General features: G+C 45.6%; 22 protein-coding genes and 2 tRNA genes. 22 read left to right on the top strand and 2 right to left on the bottom strand.

Annotated elements, in window-relative coordinates; genetic code table 11:
- Positions 1-7: 7 nt before the first annotated feature.
- The 12 genes from A8806_RS09215 (at position 8) to A8806_RS09270 (ending at position 11,767) form a co-directional block, all read left to right on the top strand.
- The gene (locus tag A8806_RS09215; protein WP_109730905.1) at positions 8-874 is read left to right on the top strand and encodes a carbohydrate ABC transporter permease; all 867 of its coding nucleotides are present in this window, start codon (positions 8-10) and stop codon (positions 872-874) included.
- Positions 871-1,722, top strand: a complete 852-nt coding sequence (locus A8806_RS09220; RefSeq protein ID WP_109730906.1) for a carbohydrate ABC transporter permease — start codon at positions 871-873, stop codon at positions 1,720-1,722. Before A8806_RS09215 ends, A8806_RS09220 begins: the two co-directional genes overlap by 4 nt.
- 78 nt (positions 1,723-1,800) lie before the next feature.
- A complete protein-coding gene (locus A8806_RS09225; protein WP_109731111.1) occupies positions 1,801-4,017 on the top strand; it encodes an alpha-galactosidase in 2,217 nt (738 codons plus the stop codon).
- A complete protein-coding gene (locus A8806_RS09230; protein ID WP_109730907.1) occupies positions 4,007-5,842 on the top strand; it encodes an alpha-amylase family protein in 1,836 nt (611 codons plus the stop codon). The genes A8806_RS09225 and A8806_RS09230 overlap by 11 nt, the downstream gene beginning before the upstream one ends.
- Before the next feature lie 94 nt (positions 5,843-5,936).
- Positions 5,937-6,695, top strand: coding sequence for a polysaccharide deacetylase family protein (locus A8806_RS09235; protein WP_109730908.1), 759 nt, complete (start codon positions 5,937-5,939; stop codon positions 6,693-6,695).
- A 229-nt stretch (positions 6,696-6,924) separates the two neighbouring features.
- Positions 6,925-7,173 carry an HPr family phosphocarrier protein gene (locus tag A8806_RS09240; protein ID WP_109730909.1) on the top strand — a complete coding sequence of 83 codons (249 nt, stop codon included), beginning with the start codon at positions 6,925-6,927 and terminating at the stop codon, positions 7,171-7,173.
- Between the two features lie 165 nt (positions 7,174-7,338).
- A complete protein-coding gene (locus tag A8806_RS09245; protein ID WP_109730910.1) occupies positions 7,339-8,670 on the top strand; it encodes a glutamine synthetase family protein in 1,332 nt (443 codons plus the stop codon).
- Between the two features lie 80 nt (positions 8,671-8,750).
- A complete protein-coding gene (locus A8806_RS09250; protein ID WP_109730911.1) occupies positions 8,751-9,299 on the top strand; it encodes an ANTAR domain-containing response regulator in 549 nt (182 codons plus the stop codon).
- Between the two features lie 27 nt (positions 9,300-9,326).
- Positions 9,327-10,160, top strand: a complete 834-nt coding sequence (dapF, locus tag A8806_RS09255; RefSeq protein WP_109730912.1) for a diaminopimelate epimerase — start codon at positions 9,327-9,329, stop codon at positions 10,158-10,160.
- A 16-nt stretch (positions 10,161-10,176) separates the two neighbouring features.
- Positions 10,177-11,391 carry an LL-diaminopimelate aminotransferase gene (locus tag A8806_RS09260; RefSeq protein WP_109730913.1) on the top strand — a complete coding sequence of 405 codons (1,215 nt, stop codon included), beginning with the start codon at positions 10,177-10,179 and terminating at the stop codon, positions 11,389-11,391.
- A 169-nt stretch (positions 11,392-11,560) separates the two neighbouring features.
- Positions 11,561-11,631 (top strand) — tRNA-Gln (locus A8806_RS09265).
- 62 nt (positions 11,632-11,693) lie between these two features.
- Positions 11,694-11,767 (top strand) — tRNA-Pro (locus A8806_RS09270).
- 1,424 nt (positions 11,768-13,191) lie between these two features.
- Here A8806_RS09270 and A8806_RS27115 read toward each other — a convergent pair.
- Positions 13,192-13,485, bottom strand: coding sequence for a tyrosine-type recombinase/integrase (locus A8806_RS27115; RefSeq protein ID WP_109730915.1), 294 nt, complete (start codon positions 13,483-13,485; stop codon positions 13,192-13,194).
- 391 nt (positions 13,486-13,876) lie between these two features.
- Between A8806_RS27115 and A8806_RS09290 the strand changes: the two genes are divergently transcribed.
- Positions 13,877-15,232 carry an ATP-binding protein gene (locus A8806_RS09290; RefSeq protein ID WP_109730916.1) on the top strand — a complete coding sequence of 452 codons (1,356 nt, stop codon included), beginning with the start codon at positions 13,877-13,879 and terminating at the stop codon, positions 15,230-15,232.
- A gap of 399 nt (positions 15,233-15,631) precedes the next feature.
- Here A8806_RS09290 and A8806_RS09295 read toward each other — a convergent pair whose 3' ends face one another.
- Positions 15,632-16,579, bottom strand: a complete 948-nt coding sequence (locus A8806_RS09295) for a LysR family transcriptional regulator (protein WP_109730917.1) — start codon at positions 16,577-16,579, stop codon at positions 15,632-15,634.
- A gap of 179 nt (positions 16,580-16,758) precedes the next feature.
- Between A8806_RS09295 and A8806_RS09300 the strand changes: the two genes are divergently transcribed.
- From A8806_RS09300 to A8806_RS09340, 9 genes are all read left to right on the top strand, one after another.
- Complete coding sequence (locus A8806_RS09300) at positions 16,759-18,396, top strand: ABC transporter substrate-binding protein (protein WP_109730918.1); 1,638 nt, start codon at positions 16,759-16,761, stop codon at positions 18,394-18,396.
- Between the two features lie 165 nt (positions 18,397-18,561).
- Positions 18,562-19,518, top strand: coding sequence for an ABC transporter permease (locus A8806_RS09305; protein WP_109731112.1), 957 nt, complete (start codon positions 18,562-18,564; stop codon positions 19,516-19,518).
- The gene (locus tag A8806_RS09310; protein ID WP_109730919.1) at positions 19,515-20,402 is read left to right on the top strand and encodes an ABC transporter permease; all 888 of its coding nucleotides are present in this window, start codon (positions 19,515-19,517) and stop codon (positions 20,400-20,402) included. The genes A8806_RS09305 and A8806_RS09310 overlap by 4 nt, the downstream gene beginning before the upstream one ends.
- Before the next feature lie 11 nt (positions 20,403-20,413).
- The gene (locus tag A8806_RS09315; RefSeq protein WP_109730920.1) at positions 20,414-21,406 is read left to right on the top strand and encodes an ABC transporter ATP-binding protein; all 993 of its coding nucleotides are present in this window, start codon (positions 20,414-20,416) and stop codon (positions 21,404-21,406) included.
- A complete protein-coding gene (locus A8806_RS09320; protein ID WP_109730921.1) occupies positions 21,394-22,347 on the top strand; it encodes an ABC transporter ATP-binding protein in 954 nt (317 codons plus the stop codon). The genes A8806_RS09315 and A8806_RS09320 overlap by 13 nt, the downstream gene beginning before the upstream one ends.
- 37 nt (positions 22,348-22,384) lie before the next feature.
- Positions 22,385-23,740: a hypothetical protein gene (locus A8806_RS09325; protein ID WP_109730922.1), complete on the top strand. Its 1,356-nt coding sequence runs from the start codon at positions 22,385-22,387 to the stop codon at positions 23,738-23,740.
- On the top strand, positions 23,727-24,608 hold the full coding sequence (locus A8806_RS09330; protein WP_109730923.1) for an alpha/beta hydrolase: 882 nt from the start codon (positions 23,727-23,729) through the stop codon (positions 24,606-24,608). The genes A8806_RS09325 and A8806_RS09330 overlap by 14 nt, the downstream gene beginning before the upstream one ends.
- Before the next feature lie 32 nt (positions 24,609-24,640).
- On the top strand, positions 24,641-25,855 hold the full coding sequence (locus A8806_RS09335) for a lactonase family protein (RefSeq protein ID WP_181368641.1): 1,215 nt from the start codon (positions 24,641-24,643) through the stop codon (positions 25,853-25,855).
- A 45-nt stretch (positions 25,856-25,900) separates the two neighbouring features.
- Entirely contained in the window at positions 25,901-26,740 is an 840-nt protein-coding gene (locus A8806_RS09340) for a DAPG hydrolase family protein (protein WP_109730925.1), read from the top strand.
- Positions 26,741-26,765 lie beyond the last annotated feature (25 nt).

Below are 26,765 nucleotides of genomic sequence, written 5' to 3' on the forward strand. Positions count from 1 at the left end.
GGGAACTATGAGGAAAATGAATAACAGGAAGCTGACATTTCTGCTGATTACAATACCCATCCTGGCACTGTTTTTCTGTTTTAACACACTGCCTTTGATAAAGGGTGTTATTTACAGTTTTACAAATTATAAAGGTTATGGCGCCTATGACTGGGTAGGGATTCGAAACTATGTCGATCTGTTCCAGGACGTGAGGGTCGGTAAATCATACCTGTTCACGTTTAAGCTGGCGATTGTAACGACTATCGTGGTCAATATTATCAGTCTTCTGCTGGCACTTGGACTAAACAGCAAGATCAAGGGAAAGAGTGCACTGCGCGGTCTGTATTTTATACCGAAGATTTTAGGGGCACTGGTTGTAGGTTACATTTTCAATTACTTTTTTACATATATCCTTCCTGTCATAGCAAAGGCTCTTACGGGAAACGGGGCAAGCATGCTGTCAAGCACGAAATGGGCATGGGTTGCAATTATGATTGTCTGTGCATGGCAGGCGATTGCGATGAACACGATTATTTATATTTCGGGTCTGCAGACGGTGCCGGAGGATGTGTACGAGGCGGGCGCGATTGACGGGGCAACAGGTTTTCAGAAGTTCAAAAGCCTGACATTCCCCCTGATTCTTCCATTTTTTACGATTAACATGGTCCTCTGTATGAAAGATTTCCTGATGGTATTTGACCAGATCATGTCATTGACAAAAGGCGGGCCTGCACAGAGTACAGAATCTATCTCCTACCTGATTTACAACAACGGTATGAGCGGCGGGCAGTTTGGATTCCAGAGTGCGAATGCAGTAATTTTCTTTATTGTGATCGTATTTATTTCCGTATTCCAGATGAATTTCTTAGGAAAGAAGGAGGAGCAGTTATGATGGGCGCTAAGGTAAAAGTAAAAGAAAAAACGAACTGGCCGGTTACGATTATGCTGATCGTGGGCCTGATTACAGTTGCATTTCCGATGTACTTAACGATCGTAATTGCATTCAAGCAGCCTTCGGAAATGACGAACAGTATCTCGGGAATCCTATCCCTGCCGAAATCATGGAGTTTTGCTAATTTTGCCGAGGCAATGCGGGTCACAGACTTCTGGCATTCCCTTGGAAACAGTATCCTGATTACACTGGCTACTGTACTTATATCTATTGTGATTCATTCTCTGATCGGGTATGCGATTGGCAGAAACAAGACACACAGTAAATTTTATAATTTTGCGTATTTATATATTGTCAGCGGAATGTTCGTACCGTTTGCAATCCTGATGATGCCCCTTGTAAAGCAGACGGCGCAGCTTAGAATCGCGAATTGGTTTGGTGTTATTATTCTCTATGTAGTGTTCTATATGCCTATGAATGTGCTTCTGTATACCGGATACCTGAAAAATATCCCGGTTGCACTCGAGGAAGCGGCACGTGTGGACGGGGCGAGTACATGGAGAACCTACTGGAAGATCATTTTCCCGATCATGAAGCCTATGCATGCAACAGTGGCTGTACTCACAGCGCTGGGAACATGGAATGACGTTATGACACCTCTTGTTATTATGTCGGGAAGCGGAAAGAATACACTGCCATTGGCACAGTTGAATTTCCAGACACAGTTCGGTACGAATTACAATCTGGCATTTGCATCCTATCTGCTGGCATTGCTGCCAATCCTGATCTTCTATATCATCTGCCAGAAGCAGATTCTGAATGGTGTTGTAAACGGGGCTGTGAAGTAGATACTGTAAAATCAGGAATTGTATGGATGCAGAAGGAAATGTAGAATGAAAAACTGTAACGGGAAAAGGAGCGGCATCATGGGAATTACATTTGACGAAAAGAATAAGACGTTTACACTGCATACAAAATCTGCGATGTATCAGATGCAGGTTGATAAATATGGTTTTTTACTTCATCTTTACTATGGAAAAAAGGTACAGGGGTGCATGGATTATCTTCTGACATATTATGACAGGGGATTCTCCGGGAATCCCTATGATGCGGGAAATGACAGGACATATTCGATGGATGCGCTGCCGCAGGAGTTCCCCTGTGCCGGGAATGGGGACTACCGGACGCCTGCCCTGATTTTGAAAAACAGGGCAGGGACTTATGGCTGTGATCTTCGCTATAAGGGATACCAGATTTCGAAGGGAAAGTATGGCCTGAAAGGGCTTCCGGCTGTTTACGCGGGCGAAGACGAGGCTGAGACACTAAAGATTGAGCTGGAGGACCAGAATCAGGGGATTGCGGTAACACTGCTGTACGGGGTGCTGCCGGAGCCGGATATTATCACGAGGAGCGTGGTGATTTGTAATCATGGGTGTGGTGAAAACGGTGTGCCGGAAACGATTTTTCTGGAGAAGGTCCAGTCGGCCTGTCTGGATTTTGTGACCGGAAATTATGATTTTATCAGTTTTTACGGGCGGCATGCAATGGAACGGAATTTCCAGAGGGTTCCGGTTGCTCATGGGAGCCAGATGATCGGAAGCAGGAGGGGCACATCGAGCCATCAGTATAATCCGATGATGATTCTGGCAGATAAGGAAGCCACGGAAGATTCCGGAAACTGCTATGCGATGTCTTTTGTATACAGCGGGGGCTTTCAGGGTGAGGTTGAGAAAGACCAGTATAACCAGACCCGTGCAGTTCTGGGGCTTCAGGGCGAACAGTTTTCCTACCCGCTGGAGCCGGGAGAAGTATTTTACGCGCCTGAGGTGATCCTGACATACAGCGGCAGCGGACTGAATCGTTTGTCGCAGAATCTGCACACCTGCATCCGAAAACATATCTGCCGCGGGAAATACAGAGATGCGGTGCGGCCTGTTCTGGTAAACAGCTGGGAGGCAGCGTATTTTGATTTTAACGGCGATACGATCTGTGAGCTGGCAAAACATGCGGCCGATGTGGGAATTGAACTGCTTGTCATGGATGACGGCTGGTTTGGCAGCCGTGATGACGACAACAGGGGGCTTGGCGACTGGAAGGTGAACGAGGATAAGCTTGGCGGCACGCTGGGAGAGTTAATTGGGAAAATAAACGCGCTGGGCGTCAAGTTTGGTATTTGGATCGAGCCGGAGATGGTCAATGAGGACAGCGAGCTGTACAGGACCCACCCTGACTGGGCCTTTACGATACCGGGCAGAAAGCCGCAGAGGTCCAGAAACCAGCTGGTACTGGATTTTTCCAGAAAAGAGGTCGTGGACGCAGTCTACGGGCAGATCTGCGGGATACTGGATCAGGGAAATATTGAGTATGTCAAATGGGATATGAACCGGAGCATTGCGGATGTTTATTCCGCGGCGGCAGAAAACCAGGGGAAGGTAATGTATGACTATATACTCGGACTGTATGATTTCCTTGAAAGGCTGTCCACCCGGTACCCGGATATTCTGATCGAGGGATGCAGCGGAGGGGGCGGACGTTTTGACGCAGGAATGCTGTACTACACACCGCAGATCTGGTGCAGTGATAATACCGATGCCATTGACAGAGTAAGGATCCAGTACGGAACCTCATTCGGGTACCCGGTATCCGCCGTGGGCTCACACGTATCCGCATGCCCAAACCACCAGACAGGAAGGCATACTTCCATGAAGACGAGGGCCGTCACGGCAATGGCCGGAACCTTCGGTTATGAACTGGACCTGTGCAGACTGACGGAAACAGAAAAAGAGGAAGTCAGAGAACAGATAAAAGATTATCACAAATATGCAGAATTGATCCAGAACGGAACATACTACAGACTGAGCAATCCGTTCGAAGAAGAGGCTGGGGCATGGGAATTTCTGGCAGAGGACAAGGGTGAGGTGCTCGTAAATGTCGTCATGCTGGCGAAACACGGCAATATGACAGTCAATTATGTACGGCTGCGCGGGCTGGATGAAGGAGCCATGTACAAAGACGAAAACAGCGGGGCAGTGTACAGTGGAAGCGCCCTGACAGAAGCCGGGATGCCATTACCGGTGGAATTGGGGGAATATTTAGCTTATCAGATACATCTGGTTCGGGAGGAAGCAGGACATGACAGTTGATGAAAGATACAGACAACGGATGGACAGACACCATGATGAATTGAAATGGCTTTATATGGAGCTATATGGAAACGATGATATGTTTTTTGAATTATGCAGCCAGATGTACAGCTTTTACCAGGGCCGGAGGCAAAGCCTGAAAAGGCTCGACAGGAAGAGGGAAAACAATCCTTCCTGGTATAGGGGAAATGACATGCTTGGCATGATGCTGTATATTGACCAGTTTGCCGGGAACCTGAAAGGGGTGGGGGAGAAGCTGGATTACCTGAAGGAATGTAATGTCAGCTGTGTCCACCTCATGCCATTTCTGGATTCCCCCGAGGGGAGGTCTGACGGCGGCTATGCAGTGGCAGATTTCCGCAGGGTAAAACCATCGCTTGGTACGATGGAAGATCTGGAGATTCTGGCCGATGAGTGCCATAAGAACCAGATAAGCCTTTGCATGGACTTTGTTATGAACCATACATCAGAGGACCATATCTGGGCGCAGCGCGCACGCTCTGGTGACGGGGAATATATGAGCCGGTATTTCTTTTATGATAATTATGAGATTCCGCGAGAATATGAAAAGACAGTACCGCAGGTATTTCCGGTGACAGCTCCGGGGAATTTTACATATCTGCCCGAAACGGGACATCATGTGCTGACAACGTTTTATCCGTATCAGTGGGACCTGAATTACTCCAACCCACGTGTGTTTAATGAGATGATGTACAATTTCCTGTATCTGGCAAACAGGGGGATGGATGTGATACGGATTGATGCGGTGCCGTACATCTGGAAATCACTTGGGACATCATGCCGGAATCTGCCGCAGGTCCATACAATTGTCCGTATGATGCGGATGATAAGCGAGATTGTCTGCCCGGGTGTCGTGCTCTTAGGGGAAGTCGTGATGGAGCCAGAAAAAGTGGTTCCTTACTTCGGCACCGTGGATAAGCCGGAATGCCATATGCTGTACAATGTAACGACAATGGCGACAACCTGGAACTCGGTGGCCACGCGGGATGTCAGGCTCCTGAAAATGCAGTTAAATACGATTAGCCGGCTCCCGAAAGAATATACCTTCCTGAACTATCTCAGATGCCACGATGATATAGGCTGGGGGCTGGACTATGATACATTAAAATACTGGGGTATGAGAGAGGTGCCGCATAAAAAGTTCCTGAATGACTACTTTACAGGAAGAACTGAGGGCAGTGTAAGCAGGGGGGAATTGTATAACGAAGACCTTGTGACAGGTGATGCAAGATTCTGCGGAACAACAGCATCCATGTGCGGGATAGAAAGCGCCGGTTTCGAGGGGAATGAGGGAAAAATGGAGCAGGCTGTCAGAAAAGACCTGATGCTTCATGCCTATATGTTCATGCAGTCCGGCATTCCTATGCTTTACAGCGGTGACGAAATTGGGCAGGTCAATGACTACACCTATAAAGAAGATCCCGCAAAAAGAGAAGACTCCCGCTACATACACCGTGGGAAATTCCACTGGGAGCTTGTGGAAAACTGCGGGGATACAGACACCATACAGGGAAAAATATTTCAGGGACTGAGCAGGCTTGAACATATACGCAGACAAGAAAACGTATTCGGTGCAGATGCAGAAATGCAGGTGATAGAAACAGGAGACGATTCCGTATTGTGTATACAAAGAACAAAAGGAAGAGACACAATCATTGGAATTTTCAATTTTCATGATACCGAGAAAACAGTTCATATTATCTTGCCCGGAACCTACAGAAACCTGCTAAACGGGGAAATCATGGGACTTCAGGATGTCAGACTGCCCGGAAGCGGGTTTGTCTGGACAAAGTTAGTCGAATAAAACTTGAGAAAATTCTGAAAATGGAGAGCAAAGGGGTCTGACCCCTTTGCTCTTTCGCATATACTGTACTAACGATATATGCTCAGGAGTTTTTATGAGAAGAAGATTTTTTAAAGTAAGTCTGGGAACTTTTCTGGCGGTTATGCTGCTGGGCTGTTCATTTAAGTATCTTTCCGGCTATGTAACGGTATCCAGCAATGTCAGCGGCAGGGAACTCCCTATTTATTCTGTAGAGACGAATGAAAAGAAGGCGGCTCTGACATTTGATGCAGCATGGGGAAATGAGGACACGCAGAAGATTCTGGATATTCTGGAAAAGGAGAAGATCCATGTCACGTTTTTCGCAACCGGCGGCTGGGTGGAGCAGTATCCGGATGATGTGAAGGCTATACTGGCAGCAGGACATGATCTGGGCAATCACAGTGAGAGCCATAAGAATATGAGCCAGTTGTCAAAGGAGGAACAGAAAAAGGAAATTATGACAGTACATAATAAGGTGAAAGAACTTACAGGATATGAAATGAAACTTTTCCGGCCTCCGTACGGGGATTATGATAATACTGTCATTAAGACGGTGCAGGAATGCGGGTATTATCCGATTCAGTGGGATGTGGACAGTCTTGACTGGAAGGATTATGGCAGACAGAGCGTCATTGATACAATACTTGGCAATAAAGCGCTCCAAAATGGCTCCATTATTCTGTGCCACAATGGGGCAAAATACACGGCAGAAGCACTGGAGGAGGTGATTAAGGGGCTGAAAAAGCAGGGATTTGAGATCGTACCGGTGTCGGAACTTATCTATAAAGACGGATACCATCTGGATGCGTCAGGAAGACAGATTAAAAATTAAATATTGCTCTTAGGATATGACAGCCGTGTATCTACCGGAATATGGAGCATGAGAAGTGGTTAGAAAGTGCTGAATTACATTAAAAAATATCGTAAATATCGTTAATTTTTACACTATTCTTTTCCGCATAATTAGTGTACAATATTAAACCGTGGCGACTATTGCCAGTAACTAAATAATTTCCATCAGGATAGATGGAATACTCTAAGATATTCAGGAGGGAACAGCCATGCCGGGGGAAACTTTGACATTAAATGCAGTAAGAGTGGGATTTTCAAATGTAAACGAGATTCAGGAATTTGTGCAGACAATCAAGGATTATAGAGGAGACCTTGATCTTGTTCAGGGGAGAATGGTTGTAGATGCCAAGTCGATCCTCGGAATCTGCAGTCTCAATATGCAGGAAGAGATGGAACTTCAGGTACATAGCGGAGATTTTGACAGACTTAGAGAGAAGATTTATAAATTCACAAGATAAAAGGATGTCAGTTACATCAGGATATGTGATCGGCATACACGAGAATATATAACCGGGAATTGACATTTTTAAAACAGATAGTTATAATAGGACGAAACAAGGGCGTTTTTCTTTAGAGGAAGAGCGCCCATTTTTATATTGTACTTTCAGGCAGGAGGGATAAAGATGTATAATTATACGAAAAAAGATATCCTGAATATGGCGGAGGAAGAGGATGTAGGGTTCATCCGTCTCCAGTTTACTGATATCTATGGAACAATGAAAAATATGGCAGTCACGATGAACCAGCTTAAGAAAGCGCTGGACAATAAGTGCATGTTTGATGGATCTTCTATTGAAGGTTTTTCAAGGACCGAGGAATCCGACATGTACCTGTATCCGGATCTTGACACGTTTGCAATCTTCCCCTGGAGGCCGCAGCAGGGAAAAGTGGCAAGGTTTATCTGTGATGTGCGGCGGCCGGATGGGACACCTTACGAGAGCGACCCGAGATATGTATTGAAAAAGGTTGTGCGGGAAGCTGCGGAAATGGGATATACTATGAATGCAGGACCGGAATGTGAGTTCTTTTTATTTCACACAAATGATGACGGGCTGCCTACGACAATTACTCATGAGCAGGGCAGCTACTTCGATGTAGGCCCGCTGGATTTTGGCGAAAATGCAAGACGGGATATGGTGCTGACACTCGAGGATATGGGGTTTGAGATAGAAACGTCCCATCACGAAATCGCCCCTGCACAGCATGAGATCGATTTCCGCTATGACGAAGCGCTTGCAACGGCAGATAATATCATGACTTTTAAGATGGTAGTCAAGACGATCGCGAAACGCCACGGGCTCCATGCGACCTTTATGCCAAAACCAAAGATCGAGGTCAACGGTTCCGGAATGCATATCAATCTTTCTCTGGCAAAGGACGGGAAAAATATTTTTCAGGACAGCACTGATCAAAATGGGCTGAGCAGGGAAGCCTATTATTTTATGGGCGGACTGATGAAACATATGAAAGCAATCACATGCATTACGAACCCGACCGTGAACTCTTACAAACGTTTTGTGCCCGGATATGAGGCCCCGGTTTATATGACATGGTCTGCTAAGACAAGGGAGCCGCTTATCCGGATTCCTTCCATGCGGGGGGACGGTACAAGGATAGAACTGAGAAGTCCCGACCCGTCGGCGAACCCATATCTTGCGCTGGCGGTTCTGCTTGCAGCCGGCATGGACGGGATAAAAAACGAAATCATGCCGCCGGAAAGTGTGGATGCCGACGTACAGTCCATGACGGATGAGGAGAAAAAACGTCTGAACATAGAAGCGCTTCCGAAGAACCTGATGGAGGCGGTCAGCGAGCTGGAAAAAGACACCTTTATCCAGGATGTGCTCGGAGCTGACCTGACTGCCAAACTGATAGAGACGCATAAAAATGAGTATCATGAATACTGCATGCAGGTGACAGAATGGGAAATCAACAATTACCTCCATAAGTTATAAAATTTGTCTGTAACAGATAGGAAACCTGTCAGATTATGGCGGGAAAACCGGAAACAAAGGGACAGGAGGTGTGCTGAAGTGTGGGCAGTATTGTAGTTGTATTTCCGAAAAAAGAAACGGCAGTTAATATCCGCAATGTTTTAATGCGGGGGGGAATCGAAGTTGCCGGTATCTGCACAACCGGTGCCCAGACGCTCCAGTTTGCGGATAATCTGGAAGAGGGGATTATCATATGTGGATATAAGATGCAGGATATGTTATATTCAGAATTGAGGGAATGCCTCCCGGAGAACTTCGAAGTCCTTTTAATTGCCTCTGCGGACAAATGGGGGCAGGGTCTTGTAAAAGGTGTAATCGGGCTCCCTATGCCGATCAAAGTATATGATTTACTGAATACGATAGAAATGATGCTTCAGAACATGCAGCGCCGGCGCCGGAAGAGGCGGGAAGCGGCAAAAAACAGAAATGCGGCGCAGCAGCAGGTCATAGATCAGGCAAAGTCATTGCTGATGGAACGCAATCAAATGACGGAAGAAGAGGCACACCGGTATCTGCAGAAATGCAGTATGGACAGCGGAACCAATATGCCGGAGACCGCGCGTATGGTTCTGACAATCATGGAAGAATAACCAAAAGGGATGAAGGAGAACAGGAAAATGAAGTTTACAAAAATGCAGGGACTGGGCAATGATTATGTCTATGTGAATGGATTTGAGGAAAAGATAGAAAATCCGTCTGAACTGGCAGTGAAAGTCAGCGACCGGCATTTCGGAATCGGCTCAGACGGGCTAATACTGATTAATCCGTCCAAGGTGGCTGATTTTGAAATGGAGATGTACAATGCGGATGGGTCCAGAAGCGAAATGTGCGGCAATGGAATCCGCTGTGTGGCAAAATATGTTTATGATTATGGCCTGACCGATAAAACACAGATATCAGTCGAGACACTGGGCGGGATCAAATATCTGGACCTGACAATTGATAATGGAAAAGCGGTCCGAATTAAAGTCGATATGGGAAAACCAATTCTGGAGCCGGCAAAGATACCGGTTGTATCTGAAGGGGATATTGTTCTGGATGAGCCGATTCTGGTTGACGGAACAGAATACCGAATGACAGCAGTGTCTATGGGGAACCCTCATACAGTCGTTTATATGGATGATATTGAGCATCTGGAGATCGAAAAGACAGGGCCTAAGTTTGAAAATCATGAACGCTTTCCAAACCGCGTTAATGCCGAGTTTGTAAAGGTTCTGGACAGACATACCGTGCAGATGCGGGTATGGGAAAGAGGTTCAGGAGAAACACTTGCATGCGGAACTGGTGCATGTGCTGTTGCTGTTGCGTGTATCCTCAATGGTCTGACGGAAGATAAGGTTACAGTGAAGCTTCTCGGCGGTGACCTTCTGATCGAATGGGACAAGGAGAAAGACACTGTATACATGACCGGTCCGGCGGAAGTCGTTTTCGAAGGAGAATGGAATCAATAAAGCAAAGGAGGAAGTTATGTTTAAAATCAATGACAATTACTTGAAATTACCGGGCAGCTATCTGTTTTCAACGATCGCAAAAAAAGTGAATGCATATACAGAGGCAAACCCAGATAAATCTATTATCCGTCTGGGGATCGGGGATGTCACACAGCCTCTGGCCCCTGCAATTATCGAATCCCTGCACAGTGCAGTAGACGAAATGGGGAACGCAGAGACATTTCACGGATACGCGCCGGATCTTGGGTATGAATTCTTAAGAAGCGCAATGGCAAAAAATGATTATCAGGCACGCGGCTGTGACATAGCAGCAGACGAAGTATTTATTTCAGACGGTGCAAAGTGTGATTCCGGAAACATTCAGGAGATCTTCAGCACTGACAATAAAATAGCAGTATGTGATCCCGTCTATCCTGTCTATGTAGATACAAATGTGATGGCCGGACGAACCGGGATTTACAATGCAAAAACAGAAACATGGAGTGATGTCATCTATATGCCATGCACTGCAGACACCAATTTTGCCCCGGAACTTCCGAAAGAAACACCGGATCTTATTTATCTGTGTTTCCCGAATAACCCGACTGGATCCACTTTGACAAAATCACAGCTTCAGGACTGGGTAGATTATGCAAACAGGGTGGGGGCAGTCATCATCTACGACGCCGCATATGAGGCTTATATCTCCGAGGAGGATGTGCCACATACTATTTACGAATGCGAAGGTGCAAGGACGTGTGCAATCGAACTAAGAAGCTTCTCCAAGAACGCCGGTTTTACAGGCGTGCGTCTCGGAGCAACGGTTATCCCAAAAGACCTGAAGTGCGGCGAAGTAACCCTGCACTCCCTCTGGGCAAGAAGACACGGCACAAAATACAACGGCGCCCCCTATATCGTTCAGAAAGCAGGAGAAGCAGTATACTCCGAAAAAGGCAGAAAACAACTGAAAAAACAGATAGCATACTATATGAATAACGCGAAAATCATCTATCACGGATTAAAAGATGCCGGGTATAACGTCTCAGGAGGTGTCAACGCACCATACATCTGGTTAGAGACACCCGAAGGAATGAGTTCCTGGGATTTCTTCGATTACCTGCTCGAGAAAGCGAATGTAGTAGGCACACCGGGCTCAGGATTCGGCCCAAGCGGAGAAGGTTACTTCAGACTGACCGCATTCGGCAGTTACGAAAACACATTGGCGGCGATGGAACGAATCAAGGCACTGTAAAGCAGATGGGCTTTAAAGGGGTCTGACCCTTTTGAAGTCCGTTTTCAGAATATTCTGAAAATAACCATAGAAAATTTTTTTTGATGGAAATTAAAAAAAGGGGTTGATTTTTTCGGGGAGTCTGATATAATAACGATGTTGCGTCGGACAAGACAAAACAAAATGCTGATGCGGATTGGTGTAATGGCAGCACAACAGACTCTGACTCTGTTTGTGAAGGTTCGAGTCCTTCATCCGTAGTTGAGAATCTGCGAAAGCAGATTCTTAATTTTCTCTTTACGAGAAGACAAGTTCATACATATCGGAGTGTGGCTCAGCTTGGTAGAGCGCTACGTTCGGGACGTAGAGGTCGCGTGTTCGAATCACGTCACTCCGATTTTACCCGCATTTTATGCGGGTTTTCGTTTTTTTAGAGGTTAAAAAAGTTGGTCGGGATTATCCAGTATGTGCCAGATTCTTAAATTTGGCATTTCGTTCTTGGATAATCCTTTTCTTTTCATCAAGGTTTGATGTGTCGTATGTATAATGCTTCTCGTTGATCTCTGTAGTGTGTCCTAACATACTTGCCACAACTGATTTGGGAGTACCTTTCGTTTGCAAGTCAGAACGGGTAGTTTTCCGTAGTTTGGTAATACCGCCGCCGTTTACCTTGTTCTCTCTGCATACTCTTGTCATGCAGTCAGTAATGTTTCTGGCGTGAGTATGGCCCCATTACCATCTGTGAAAATCCATTCGCATAAAATTCCATGTTCTGTCTGAACTTGCTTGATACGTGCCAATAAATCAGTAATCTGCCTGTCTATTGGATAGGCTCTTGATTTCTTTGTTTTGGTCTTACCTATAAAATTTTGTTGGGTGTCAACACCTTTGCGTCACTTAGTTTGAAAGTGTAGGGAATAATAATGCCATCAAATTTACCAAGATTTACATTACGGACAAATCAAGAATATATTGATAAAATCGCATATATTGCAGAAAAAGAGTGTCGGACAACTACCAAAGAGATAGAGTATCTGATTATCAGAGAAATAGAAGAGTATGAAGCAGAGCACGGAAAGATTAAACTTCATGGGAAAGATTGCAAAATGAAATAGGCTTGACACAAGAACAGGCTATTGCCCATCTATAACTTATAATATATAGTTTTCTAATTTGGAGTTTTTAAAGGGTTATATTAAGACAGTATACTAATTACTAGATATTATCTAAAAGAATTGATATTTAGCAGTTACTTTGTTAGAATACAAATAGGTGTTACCATAAACGGAATAGGCGGTTTGCCCTCTATCAGAGGGACTGAACCCTCTGATTACATAGAAATCCTAAATTGAATTTATTTGATTTGGAAATCTTGGAAAGGAGGGCTGACGTATGAGTGATTTTGAAATGCTCTCCATCGTATTCATGGTTCTTGGAATCATTGTTACGATATTAGTTGCATACATAAACCATACAAAAAAGTAACCGCCACCGACCAAGGATAGGTTACTTTTTAAATAAGTAATTAAAATTGGGCAACCGTCTATCGGTAACGCCTTTTATATTTATATATTAACAAGTATCTTGCAAAATGTCAAATGATACTTAGCTGTTAAAATTTTAATAGGTATGAAAATGACAATACAATGAATGAACATCATACTGTCATTTTTGGTTTTTAATATACGGATATACAAGTTTTCCTTTCTGACCGTTAGGGTCGCGTGTTCGAATCACGTCACTCCGATTAACTGTGTAAGATACCGGAATCCTTTGTAAGATGGGGATACCGGTATTTTTTTGTGTGATTATACCGTAGCTTTATATGGTGGAGCACATTCTTTTTGAGGGTTGTCCCAGCCACTCTTGTATTTTTTTTGGATGCCATCCAAGTTCGAATAATATGGAAGCCGTTGAATACCTAAGTGAATGGAAGGTCATATCGGGTCTGCCAAAAATCTCTGCTAACTTTTTAAAGTGGTGATAAACATAATCAGGGCGTATAGAATGTCCATCATCCCATACGAATATCTCCTTATTGTCGACATATGTATCTCCATAAAATAATCTGTTTTCTTCCTTTTTTAGTACTACACCTTTAAAGAAAGATTCCATTTCTTGTGTAAGATAGTACGTTCAATTTTCAGTAAATGCCTTTTAAAATCCAGCGACTTTTCTGTTATACCAAATACCTCTGATCGTCTTAATCCATAATGCAGTGTTGCGTATATTATATGCTTGGTATTTAGAATATATCCTTCCCAATGCGAGTGCATAAAATATATCCCAATGGTGGAAAATTGTCCTGAAATGTTGAAAGCAATGGTTGTAGAAATCAATGAATCACAGGTTTAAGAAAAGGAGCAGTTGGGAAACAGCATATATGCATATAACAGACAGTCAGGGAAGGTTTACATTGCCCTGTAGAAATAAAACTTAACCTAGCCATTGTGCATATGATTTGTTACAATAATTAAAAAGCCAGAAAGATTGTTAGGAGTGCAAAATGGATTTAAAGAGAGATATATACGAAAATCTGCTGCAGTGGAAAAAAAGAGATTCTGGAAAGGTTCTGGAAATTAATGGGGCGAGACAGGTTGGCAAGACATATATACTGACCAAGTTTGCCGAGGAGAATTATAATAATTTTATTTACATTAATATGATGCAGACATCCGGGCAGGAGTTTATCTCCTGTCTGGATAAAGCGACGGAATGGGAGCCGGGGCAGAAAAGGATAAAGAAACCAATCCATAAGGCATTGGAACTGTTTGATCAGGAATTTACAGATGACCGCGAAACCATTATACTGATAGATGAAATACAGGAATCTGCTAAAGTATTTTCTCTCATCCGGCAATTCTCCCGGGAATTTGCGGCGCATTTTATCGTGACTGGCAGTTACCTTGGAAAGACCGTACAGAAAGAATATTTTCTTCCGGCAGGAGATATTGAAACCATGACTCTGGAGACATTATCATATGAAGAGTTTCTGGAGGCGGCGGGAAAAAGAGACATCTACGACGGACTGGATTTGTTTGGAAGGGGCAGCCATGAAAAATACGATGAATTAAAGCAGCTATATGACATATATTGCCAAATTGGCGGATATCCTGCAGTAGTGAATGAATATTTTGAGTCGGGAGATTTGGATAAATGCCAGAAACTTCTGCAGGAGCTGATCAGTATTTTTATAGAAGAATCAGAGTGGTATTTTGACAATGTACTGGAGATGAACCTTTTCGAACAGATATTTCCTGCAATAGCCCAGACTATGGTACGAGAGAAAAAAGGCTCAAAAGACCTGATGACGGACTTATCGAAGATTATTTTTAAGGAAGAATCGAACAAAGTAACGAAGACAAGCATCCACAATGCGATTGCATGGCTGTACCGTTCAAATATCATAGGATATTGTGATAGAGTGAATGAAGGAGATATTCTGGATGTGACCTTTAACTGCCGTTTTTATTTTAAAGACATAGGTGTTGCACGTCTGTTTCTTAAGATGGCAGGTGCAGATCGACGAAATATTGAAGGGATAATTAATGAGAGCTTTGTATGCCGTTATATAGAACAGATGATTCGTGAGATGGAAGTGGCAGGACGGTCGCCTATGTTTGGACTGTATAAGGGCGGTGAGATTGATTTTATTGTGAAGAGCCTTCAGGACGAATGTGTCTACGGAATAGAAGTGAAGGCAGGGAAAGATATCGGGAAAACAGCAAACCGGATGCTGAAAGAGGGGAAGATCAGATATCTGTTCTTATTGAAAGGAGACACTTATGGCGGTGTAGCGGAGGGGAGAAAATATACAGTGCCAATATATATGGCAGGAAAATTAAACTTTAATGACAGATGATTTATTAACAAATAATTGCCTTTCAGGCATTTTAAAATATTGAGAGATAAGACGGCTGCCAGAGATGATATTACTCTGGCAGTTTTTAATTCTCGGTAAATGGTAATTGCGATGAATATATTAGAAAAGGACGCTACGCAGAAAAAACACAGAGTATGAGTTAAAGTCGTACTCTGTGTTTTTTTGCAATATCTTAAAATTCAGTTGACAAACAGTGGGAATCACACAGATTCGCTTTGTTTTCAGAAAGGATAAAATCAGGTCATATATAAATTTAAAATTGTGCAAAATTACCCACAGGCTTTTGCCTGTAACTTGCAAAGTGTTTCTGTGTTAGACAAAGTGTGCTAAAAAGGTTAGTATTTTATTAAAGAAATAGTAAAAATGCATATAAGAAAATTATTTGTCTTTCGATTCAGTGAAAAGCAGGCGGGCCTCTTTAAGAAAACAGATTTCGGCGGTATGCAGGTGTTTTCCTTTCTCATAGCAGATAGCGAGCTTGGGGTCAAATCCCGTGATATCGATCGGGTAATGAAGCAAATTATCTGCTGGCCGGGAGGGGGAAGCAAAAAAGCGCCGGTTCATGAAATCTGTCGGTGCCAGAAGGCATCCGGCTCCCTTTACGCACATCTCGGCATTGAGGTCTCCGTTTTCAGAGAGGAACCCTATCTCGGGTGTGAAATTGTACTGCTGGAAGATGCTGTTCAGGTCACGCGCAAGCTGTCCCTGCCGGTCTTTCAGGACAAGGAACGGCATCTCCTTTAAAAGGGAGAGATCACGGGTCTCTATTAGTTTTTCTTCGATGGAAGGCCAGCGGTCACCGTATACCTTCTCTGCGAGGCTTTTGTGGAATATGGCATGGTAAGGATCATGGTTAATCAAAATCACATGCTCCAGTTCCTCATCCAGAGGCAGATAACTGATGTACAGGTCAACCCCGCGCATGTTGTGGGAAATGTCCGTATGCAGGCGTTTAACAACACTGACATCATACTGTGGGTACTTTTCGGAGAAACGCATCAGCAGGTCGGGCAGGAACGGGGGAACATCATAGGTCGAGATCCCAATCGTAATCTTGCTCCGGCGTTTCGTTGTCACGTTGTCAATATTGGCAAGCATCCGGTCATAGGCACTGAGGAGCTCCTTACCACCCTCGAAGAAGCACTCACCGGCAACAGTTAAACTCAATGGGGTTTCACGGTTGAAAAGAGGCACTCCGATCTCGCTTTCCAGCTTCTTGAGATGTTCACTTAAGGACTGCTGGGAGACAAATAATTTTCGTGCAGCAGCGCTGATACTTTGTTCTTCTGCAATTGCCATAAAATATTTGATGTTTAAAAAATTCATATGGATTCATCCTTTGCCAAAGTGTTTCATTTATTGTAACATCAAAAGAATTTTCGGCGCAAGTGAAAGCTTAATATGCAGTTTATTATTTTCAAAAACTGATACTGTTTCTATAAACAGTAACTAAAAATTAATTCTGTGAAAACAGAAAGGAAAATGTACGAAGTGGAGGTACAAAAATGGCTGGGAAAAAAGTGAAGAGGATGCTGGCAGTTTTATTGGCCGGAGCAATGGTTGTTTCGACGGCGGCCTGCGGAGGTAACAAAGATGCAGACACAAAGAGCAGTACAGACAGTGGTGACGGGGCAGCAGATCAGAAAACTGTGGCTGCAGATGCTGAAGAAGGCGCCCTTGTCGTAGGAATCTACGGTGGGTTAGACTCCCTGAACCCCTGGACAAGCGGACGAATTACAAAGGATATGGTTACATATGTGCTCTATGAGACACTCGCAAGCTGTCAGAGCGGTTCAAAGGATCTGGACAATATCCTGATGAAAGGATATGAAAAAGTAGATGACAACACTTTTGATGTAGAAATTTATGATTACATAAAAGACGCAGAAGGCAATGCCATTACAGCAGCTGATGTCGTTTTTAGTTTTGAACAATATATGCAGAACTGGGCAACAACAGTAGAAGCGGTTACGGCAAAGGATGATTACCATGTGGAACTGAAGCTGAACACAACGGCAGCAGGAGCTTTTGAGTATATTGTATGTAAGGTGCCGATTGCAAGTGAGAAAGCATACAATGACAGCGCAGACCAGTTTGCATCTACATCCTGCGGTACTCTGCCGTATACAGTGGCCGGCGGAAAAGACTATGTAAACGGGACTAAAATTGTTGCAAGGAAAACAGGCACATACTGGCAGACGGATGAGAGTCTGATTTATCCCGGAAGCGCTGCAAATGCAGAGGTAATCCAGTTTGACATTCTGGAAGAACCTACACAGATGGCACTTGCTGTAGAAGAAGGAAGAATCCAGTTTGCACAGTACATAGACCCCAGCCTCCTGGATGAGGTTGCCGCAAAAGACAATCTGGAACTGTGTATGGTACCGTCTTCTGAGGACCGCGGTATTATGCTCTGTATGACAGAAGACAGCCCGTTCTATGATAATCTTGCCCTGAGGCAGGCAGTCCTGTATGCAATCGACAACGAGGCAGTTGCCGAGGCGTGCGGATACGGTTATGGTTCTCCTTCTATCGTAACGTGTGGGAATGCCGACCTGACAATCGGTTATGATTCATCATGGGAGACAAAACCATATGATTATGACCCGGATAAAGCAAGAGAACTCCTGAAAGAAGCAGGATATGATGAAGGGAAACTGCACTTAAGACTGCTCTGCAATAATAATAAAACAATTACAACCATGTGGCAGATTATCCAGGCAAACCTGCTGGATGTAGGAATCGATGCGGAACTGAATGTATGTGAAGGAACCACATATGGCTCCTACCGTGACGGTACAAGCGGACAGTATGAACTGGCATACGCAGGACCGGGTAATGGCGGATATGTAACATCTGATTTATGGAATACATTGTTTAACCGCAAAAACTATGCGTCAGGAGCAACATGGGCCGGGGCAAAGGATGATAAGCTTCAGGAATTGTATGATAAGATTGCCGCGCCAGATGGATACACACAGGACAACATTAATGCTTTTTATGAATATATAACAGACAATGCATATTATTACAGGATTTATGACCTTCCTGAGTATGCGGCATATGACAAAGAAGCTGTCAGCGACTACTTTGTAGACTGGAACAGATTTATCCGTGCAAATACAATTGCCTTAAGTAAATAATGAGTCTGGACCGCTGCCATAAGTCTAAAATAACGGGGTATGGGATGAGCTTACAGGGCCATATCCCGTTATTTAAAGGTAGAACAAAATCGGATACTTTGAGGCGGAATACATATGATACTGGATCTCAAGGATACAGTACAAGAAAACTGGAGTAATGACTTTATGGGTAAATATATTTTAAAACGAATTTTATTGATGATACCTGTTATCTTAGGTGTTGTAATTTTAGTTTTTACCTTAATGCAGCTGACTCCCGGTGATCCGGCACAGGTGATTCTGGGGACAACGGCTACAGATGCGCAGATTAATGCACTGCGGCAGGAGATGGGATTGAATGATCCGTATATCGTACAGCTTGGAAGGTACATATACGATGTATTTATCCGTTTTGATTTTGGAACCTCTTACATCAGCAATGTATCGATTACTTTAGAGCTTGCACAGCGTTTTCCGAAGACTCTCATTTTTGCGGTATCGGGAATGATCCTGTCTCTGGTGATCGGCATCCCTCTGGGAGTGACGGCGGCAGTACATCAGAACAGTGTCGCAGATTATGGTTCCATGACGCTGGCGCTTATTGGTACCTCCCTGCCGGGATTCTGGTTTGCATTAGTGCTGATTCTGTTTTTCAACGGCAAACTGGGCTGGCTCCCGGCTTACGGGACAGGCGGGCTGAAATTCTGGATTCTGCCGATTGCGTCGACTGCGTTCGCCGGAATTACGACAATGGCAAGGCAGATGCGGTCAGGAATGCTGGAAGTGATCCATTCGGACTATATCACAATGGCAAAGGCAAAGGGGGTAAAGAAACGCTCCGTTATTTATAAACATGCCCTGCCAAACGCCCTCATACCTGTTATCACAGTTGCAAGCATGAGTTTTGGTACTTCACTCGGCGGCACGCTGATAGCAGAAACAATTTTTGCAATCCCCGGAGTGGGTGTTTACATAGTCAACGCAGTAAACAACCGCGATTATCCGGTTGTACAGGGAGGGGTAATTCTTCTGGCAATTACATTCTCCATTATCATGCTGCTTACGGATCTTCTGATCGCTTATGTTGACCCGCGTGTAAAAGCGCAGATTACCGGTGGTAAGAAAAGGGGTAGGAAAAAATGACGGATGCAATAAATGTGAAAACAAACCAGGAACCTGTAAAAAAGAAAAGTCAGTTTTTAGAGGTCTTAAAAAGGCTCTCTTATAATAAAGGCGCCGTGTTCGGCGGAATTCTGTTTTTAGCAGTTCTGCTGCTGGCTATTTTCGCCCCTCTGATTGCGCCATATGATTACGCCGCGATTAATATTAAAGACCGTTTCTTATCCCCCTGTCTGGCCCACTTGTTTGGAACAGACCACATGGGCCGTGACATTTTGAGCCGTGTCCTGTATGGTGCAAGGTATTCACTCCTGATCGGAATCGGTTCAGTCATTTTCAGTGCTGTTTTCGGTATTATTATCGGGGCAATTTCGGGATATTATGGCGGATGGGCCGACAATCTGATCATGCGTATCTGCGATATCATCCAGTCAATCCCCGGTCTGATCCTGAACATCGCACTCGCCTGTGTACTTGGTCCCGGCGTATTTAATACCATCCTTGCACTTGGGTTTGAAGGGATTGCCGGAACGGCCAGACTGATGCGGTCTTCGATTCTGAACGTGCGGAAAATGGAATATCTGGATGCGGCACGTACGAGCAACTGCAGTAGTTACCGCATCATTTTAAGACATGTTTTCCCGAATACGTTTGCACCGATCCTTGTCCAGTCGACAATGGGGGTGGGGGCGAGAATTATGCTTGCGGCAAGCATGAGTTTTATTGGAATTGGTGTTCAGCCGCCGACTCCCGAGTGGGGAGCCATGCTGGCAGACAGCCGTGATTTCCTGATGAAGTTCCCTTATATGTGCCTGATTCCGGGTATTTGCATCATGTTGGTTGTCCTTGCGCTGAATCTGCTCGGAGACGGTCTGCGCGATGCATTAGATCCAAAGCTTAAGAAGTAGGGGAGAACGATATGAGTGAGAAAAAAACATTTTTACAGGTGAAAGACTTAAATGTGGAATATGTGACAAAAGAAGAGACGGTATCTGCTGTAAACGGGATTTCTTTTGAACTGGAAAAAGGCAGGGTGCTCGGTCTGGTGGGAGAAACCGGCGCCGGAAAGACAACCATCGCACGCTCCATCCTGCGGGTGCTTCAGGAACCTCCGGCAGTATTGAAAAAAGGTGAGATCCTGCTGGATGGAAAGAATCTTCTTAAGCTGTCAGAGGAAGAAATGTGCAAGGTACGTGGTGAGAAAATCACAATGATTTTTCAGGATCCGATGACTTCCCTGAACCCGGTTATGTCGGTAGGGGACCAGATCGCAGAAGTAATCGCACTGCATGATAATATACCGAAAAAAGAGATACGCAAAAAAGCGGAAGATATGCTGGAAACCGTAGGAATCCCGGCAGAACGGTATGATGAATATCCACACCAGTTTTCCGGCGGGATGAAACAGCGTGTCGTCATTGCGATTGCGCTGGCGTGTAATCCACAGCTGCTTCTTGCGGATGAGCCGACGACAGCACTCGATGTGACGATTCAGGCACAGGTGCTGGAGCTGATGCAGAAATTAAACAGGGAAAATAATACAACCACAATTTTGATTACCCATGATCTGGGTGTTGTTGCCCAGATGTGCGATGAGGTTGCTATCATATATGCAGGAGAAATCGTAGAATCCGGTTCTCTGGAAGATATTTTTGAAAACCCGGCACATCCCTATACAGTTGGACTTTTCGGGGCGCTGCCAAAACTGAATGAGGACGTGGAGTGGTTAAGCCCCATAGACGGGATGCCGCCGGACCCGACCAATCTTCCAAAAGGATGCAAATTCAGCCCGCGCTGCCCTAAAGTCACCGGGCAGTGCAAATGTTCACAGGTAGAACTGAAAGAAATCTCGCCGGGGCATAAGTGCCGCTGCCTGTCAGACGTAGGGAGGAAACAGATATGTCCAGATTAATTGAAATCCAGAATTTAAAGAAATATTTTAAGACCGGCCGGGGTATGGTCCATGCGGTGGATGATGTAAGTTTCAGCATTGAACAGGGTCGTACGATGGGAATCGTAGGGGAGTCCGGGTGCGGTAAATCAACGCTTGGAAGGATGCTCGTACATCTGGAGGAGAGCACCGGCGGACAGATTATTTTCAATGATGAGGATGTGACACAGCTCGGGAAAAATGATATGAAAAAGTTCCGTGAACATGCACAGATTATTTTTCAGGACCCATACTCCTCTCTGGATCCGCGCTATACGGTGGAGGACTCTATCAAGGAATCTCTGCTGATCTCGGGGAAGTATAACCGCACACAGGCGCTGGAGAAAACACAGGACCTGATGGAACTGGTCGGGATTGCGCCGAGGCTCCGCCTGTCCTATCCCCACGAACTGGACGGTGGGCGCAGGCAGCGTGTCGGGATTGCCCGCGCACTGGCACTGGACCCCGAGTTTATCGTATGTGACGAACCGGTGTCTGCGCTGGATGTATCCATACAGGCCCAGATCCTGAATCTGCTGAAAAAGCTTCAGCAGGAGCATAACCTGACCTACATGTTCATTACCCATGACTTATCTGTTGTGAAGCATATATCTGATGATATCTGTGTAATGTATCTGGGACAGCTGGTAGAGACGTGTTCCTCACATGAATTATTTGAAAAACAGTTCCACCCATATACTAAGGCCCTGCTTTCTGCGATTCCTTCCGTGGACATCAGGCATAAGATGAACCGGATTGTACTGAAAGGTGAGATTACCTCTCCGATCGATCCGAAACCCGGATGCCGGTTTGCGGCAAGGTGCAGCTATGCCTGTGAAAAGTGCCATCAGCCGCAGAAGCTAGAAGAAATCAGCCCGAATCATTTTGTATCCTGCTGCAGGGCGAAAGAAATTAACGGGTAACAGGAAAGATAGAGAAACGTTTAAGGAGGGTGGATAGATGGATAATCAGTTTTACTGCGGTGCCGCACGTGAGAAGATAACGCCGCCGGGGAGCCTGCTTAAAAATCTGCGCGGACTGATGGACTCTCAGTTCGGGGGCATTGTGGATGATTTGTATGTGAGGGCGGTTGCACTGGAGAGTAAAGGGAAAAAGATGCTGCTGTTATCCTTTGATCTGGATAAGGTTCCTGATCCTGAGGAAAATCTGGCATTCCTTGAACAACACACCGGGGTGGAGCAGGAGTACATACTGCTTGCCAGTATTCACACACACTCGGCGCCGGTGACAGGTGACCGCCCGTACGAAGGCCCGAACTATATAGCACGGAAACCGGCTGAAGTTCAGGAGGCTACAAAAGAATATGAAAAATTGATTCGGGAAAAAATGCTGTCTGCGGCAAAGAAAGCTTTGGAAGGGCTGGTGCCGGCAGTCTGCGGATATGGTTACGGGAAAAGTTTCGTAAATGTAAACCGCGTTGGATTTTATGAAGTCACAGACCCGTCAGGGAAGACTGGGATTTACCTTGGAACCGGGACAAACTTTGAGCGGGAGGCAGACCACACGCTGTTTGTTATGAGATTTGAGACTCTTCAGGGGAAGCCGATCGCATTTTTTATCAATTATCCGGTCCATAATACGGTTATGATACTGAACGGGTGCGGGGAAGGCGGAAAAGTAGGCATTACCAGTGATCTGGGCGGAAATGTGAGTCAATATATGGAACAGGCATATGAAGGCTGCGTAGCCATATGGTCCAGCGGGGCGGCAGGCGACCTGAACCCGGTCATGTCGAACCAGGTTTACAGGGAAGACCCGGTAAGCGGCGCGCCTGTCGAATCCTATGAAAAGGAAGGCTGCATCGCCAAATCGATGTTACATACAATGTCGGCACATCATTTTGCGGATGTCCGAAAAACTGTGAGGCGGATTGAAAATACAAGGCAGGAGATCGAACTTTCTGCCGGCATAAAGTGGGCAGTTACACCGGGGGAAAAGGAAGACGAAAGCCCGGTTCCATATAAAGTACGCGTCCATAAGCTCCAGATAGGACCGGTAGTCCTGATGGGGTTCAGTGGGGAGATATATTCCGGGCTGGGTAAAGAATTACAGCGAAGGAGCGGGGAACAGAATCTGGTTCTTGTAAACCATGACGCAAGCCTTCTTTATAATGCGGGATATATCTACGGGGATGATATTTTTGCCCTGAAGGAACAGTATGCAGGGGAAATTGTAGGAATGAACCATACATGGCTTCAGCCGGGATACATTGAAGATGCCCTGGCAGAATGTATAGCCGGACTCTTGGAAAGCCGGCGGGAAAAAGGACGGGAGATAAAAGATGAACAATCATGAAATTTCTATAGAAGCGGCAGGGCACATCGAGAAAAAGCTGTTTGATATCCCATACTGCACACAGTCTCCGTCCCAGATATTGGATATCTGGTACCCCAATGAGGAAAGTATGGCACCGTATCCTGTCATCGTTCATTTCCACGGCGGAGGGTTCGTTGTGGGAGGTCACCGTGAAGACAGTCTGGAACCGATGCTCAGGGCGGCAGACAGGGGATATGCGGTAGTCAGCGTCGAGTACAGAAAGTGTAAGGAATCCCGTTTCCCGGCCATGCTGTATGATGCAAAAGCAGCAGTTCGCTTTTTGAAATTCCATGCAGCGAAGTACCATCTGGATCCGGATAAGATGGCACTGTGGGGACCGTCTGCGGGAGGGTGGATTGTGGCAATGACAGCGCTAACCCACGGAAATCCGGCGTTTGAAGACCTGGAGATGGGGAATGGCGGATATGACAGCAGCGTTGCGGCAGTGGTTGACTGGTGCGGTCCCTGCGGTGGATTTCTGGAAATGGATGAGGCATTTAAGAAAAGCGGTACCGGAAAACCAAACCACAATCTTCCAGACTCAGGAGAGTCACAGCTTCTCGGGGCACCGCTTAAGGAAATACCGGAGCTGGTGCGGATGGCGGACCCGTGTGTTTATGTGAACAGAAGTATGCCGCCATTTCTTATCATGCATGGTGCCCGTGATGCGGTTGTACCTGTGGAACAGTCTGTCCGGTTTGCAGATACAATCCGGAAAACGGCAGGAGAAAAGAAGGTGGAATTATTTATAGCAGATGAGGCGCCGCACCACGGACGGATATGGTGGCATGAGGACTGGGTTTCAGATATGGTTTTGGACTATCTGGACAAAGTACTTAAGCCGTAATGAATAGGATGACGCAAGGAGGATTTGGATTTATGTCCAAAAAAGTATATACAATCGTGGGAAACTGGGGCTTTGCTCCTGCACCGAAGGGGATTTCCACATTTCACTATGATATGGAGGACGGAACGCTCGAAGCAATTGAGACGATCCATCCGGATATTGCAGCCGGACAGCTCTGTCTGGATGCAGAGAGAATGGTTCTCTATGCAGTGAATGAATGTGGGGAACGCAGGGGCGAAATTGGAGGAGGGGGCTATGTGCTTTCTTTTTCCATTAACCCGGAAACCGGAAAACTGACGCTCATGAACGAGCAGGCTTCTCTTTCACCGGAGCCGTCGTATCTGTGCATGAGCCTGAATAAAAAATACCTGATTACATGCCATTGTGCAGACCCCTGGCATGTGACAAAAATCGTGCAGCATGAGGACGGAAGCTACAGCAACGAGGTCCTGTTTGACGATACTGCACTGGTCCTGTTTCCAATTCGGGAAGACGGGACGATCGGACCGCCATGTGATGTATTGATTACGGAAGGCACGGGGGGAAAAGGACCCAATTCACAGCGCAATGTGGACCCGGTGACAAACCATATCCAGATGGTGGAAGTGATCTCCAGACTGCACGCTGTCATTGGGGCGCCGGGGAAGAATTTCTTCGTGGCATGTGACAAGGGAATGGATAAACTGATTACATTCAGGGTGGATGAGGAACAGGGGAAACTGGTGAAGCTGGATGAGTATACGGTAGAAGAAGTGGCAAGTTTCCCGCGCTATGGGGCTTTTCATCCGGAACTTCCGGTATTCTATTCCAACAATGAAAATCTGGCACTGCTCAATTGTTTCCGTTACGATGAAGGCGGCAGGCTGGAACTGTATGATAAGATTTCCCTGCTGTTTGAAGAAGTCGGCATGATAGACGGGAAACCGGTCGGAGCGCAGGATATACTCGTGCATCCAAACGGAAAAACCCTGTATGTCACCCTGTGCGGACTGAACGATATCGTTACGGTCTCACTGGATGAAGAGGGCAGGCCCAGACTGGTACAGCACATCAGTAGCGAGGGGGAGCTTCCGAGAGGAATCTGTCTGTCCCCGGATGAGCGGTTTTTACTATCAGGAAATATGGTGTCAGGAGATATTACGGTGTTCAGAGTCCTGAAGGATGGAACGCTTGAATATACAGGCAGGAAATATGAGGCAGTGTCACCGTCGGCAATCCGGATGCTGGTAGCAGGGAGTAAACAGTAGCAATTAAGAAACTAAAAATAGTGTAAAAGAAAGAAGGAATTGAACATGAGTTATTCAAAATTACCGGAATTATTTCCGGAGGAAAAAGCAATGCCGCTGGCAAAATATTATTATGATTACCCGATGAAGGATTTGCCGGAGGATTTAAAGAAACAGATTTTCGGGCCTCCTATGGATGTGGAAGATGCGGTGAAGCCAGAGTGCTTTCTGGACTGGCTCAAGCCGTGCGGGGAGTATGAAAAGGTGGAAAACGGATACTGCATGCTGCCGGATGGGAGCGGGTATATCTGTACTTATATGAAGATACCGGAATCTGTTGAGATGAAAAAGATATTCTGGTACCTGAACTGGCTTAATATCCATTCTAAGAGCATGGTTTTAGGACATGGGAACCTGAGATATAAAATCTGGAATCCGGCAGACCACTGGGACCACTATTTTGTAAACTGGACAGACAAAACCGATGGCATTCATACGACAGAAAGCCTTGATCTCGGGGAAGGTGACAGGCAGTATGATACGATCAGGCATTCCTTTAACCTGAGGGAATTCGGGCTGACAGATGAGCGGATCGAAGAGATAAAGGCCTCCGGCTGCAATGTAAATGAAACCTCAGACTGGGAGTCCTTCGACGAGCCGGGAGCACATCTGACACTCGGACAGATTCGTCCGTGCCCGGAAGGGGGATTTGAGAGAAGGTCCGTAGAATGGATTGGATGGCGTCCTGCAAAGGGGGGAGAACTGATCCGTGAAACACGCACGAAATGTGATGAAGCATATCTGCGCAAGGTGGCATACCATACTCTGCTTGAATGGCATCATCTTCTGGACTTTATTAATGACTTATATGAGGAGTATCATAACCAGCCGGATGATGCAGACTGATATCTCCCCTGAACGGAGCGTGCAA

Source organism: Faecalicatena orotica (genome assembly GCF_003149245.1).
In the GTDB taxonomy this organism is placed as follows: Bacteria; Bacillota; Clostridia; order Lachnospirales; family Lachnospiraceae; genus Faecalicatena_A; species Faecalicatena_A orotica.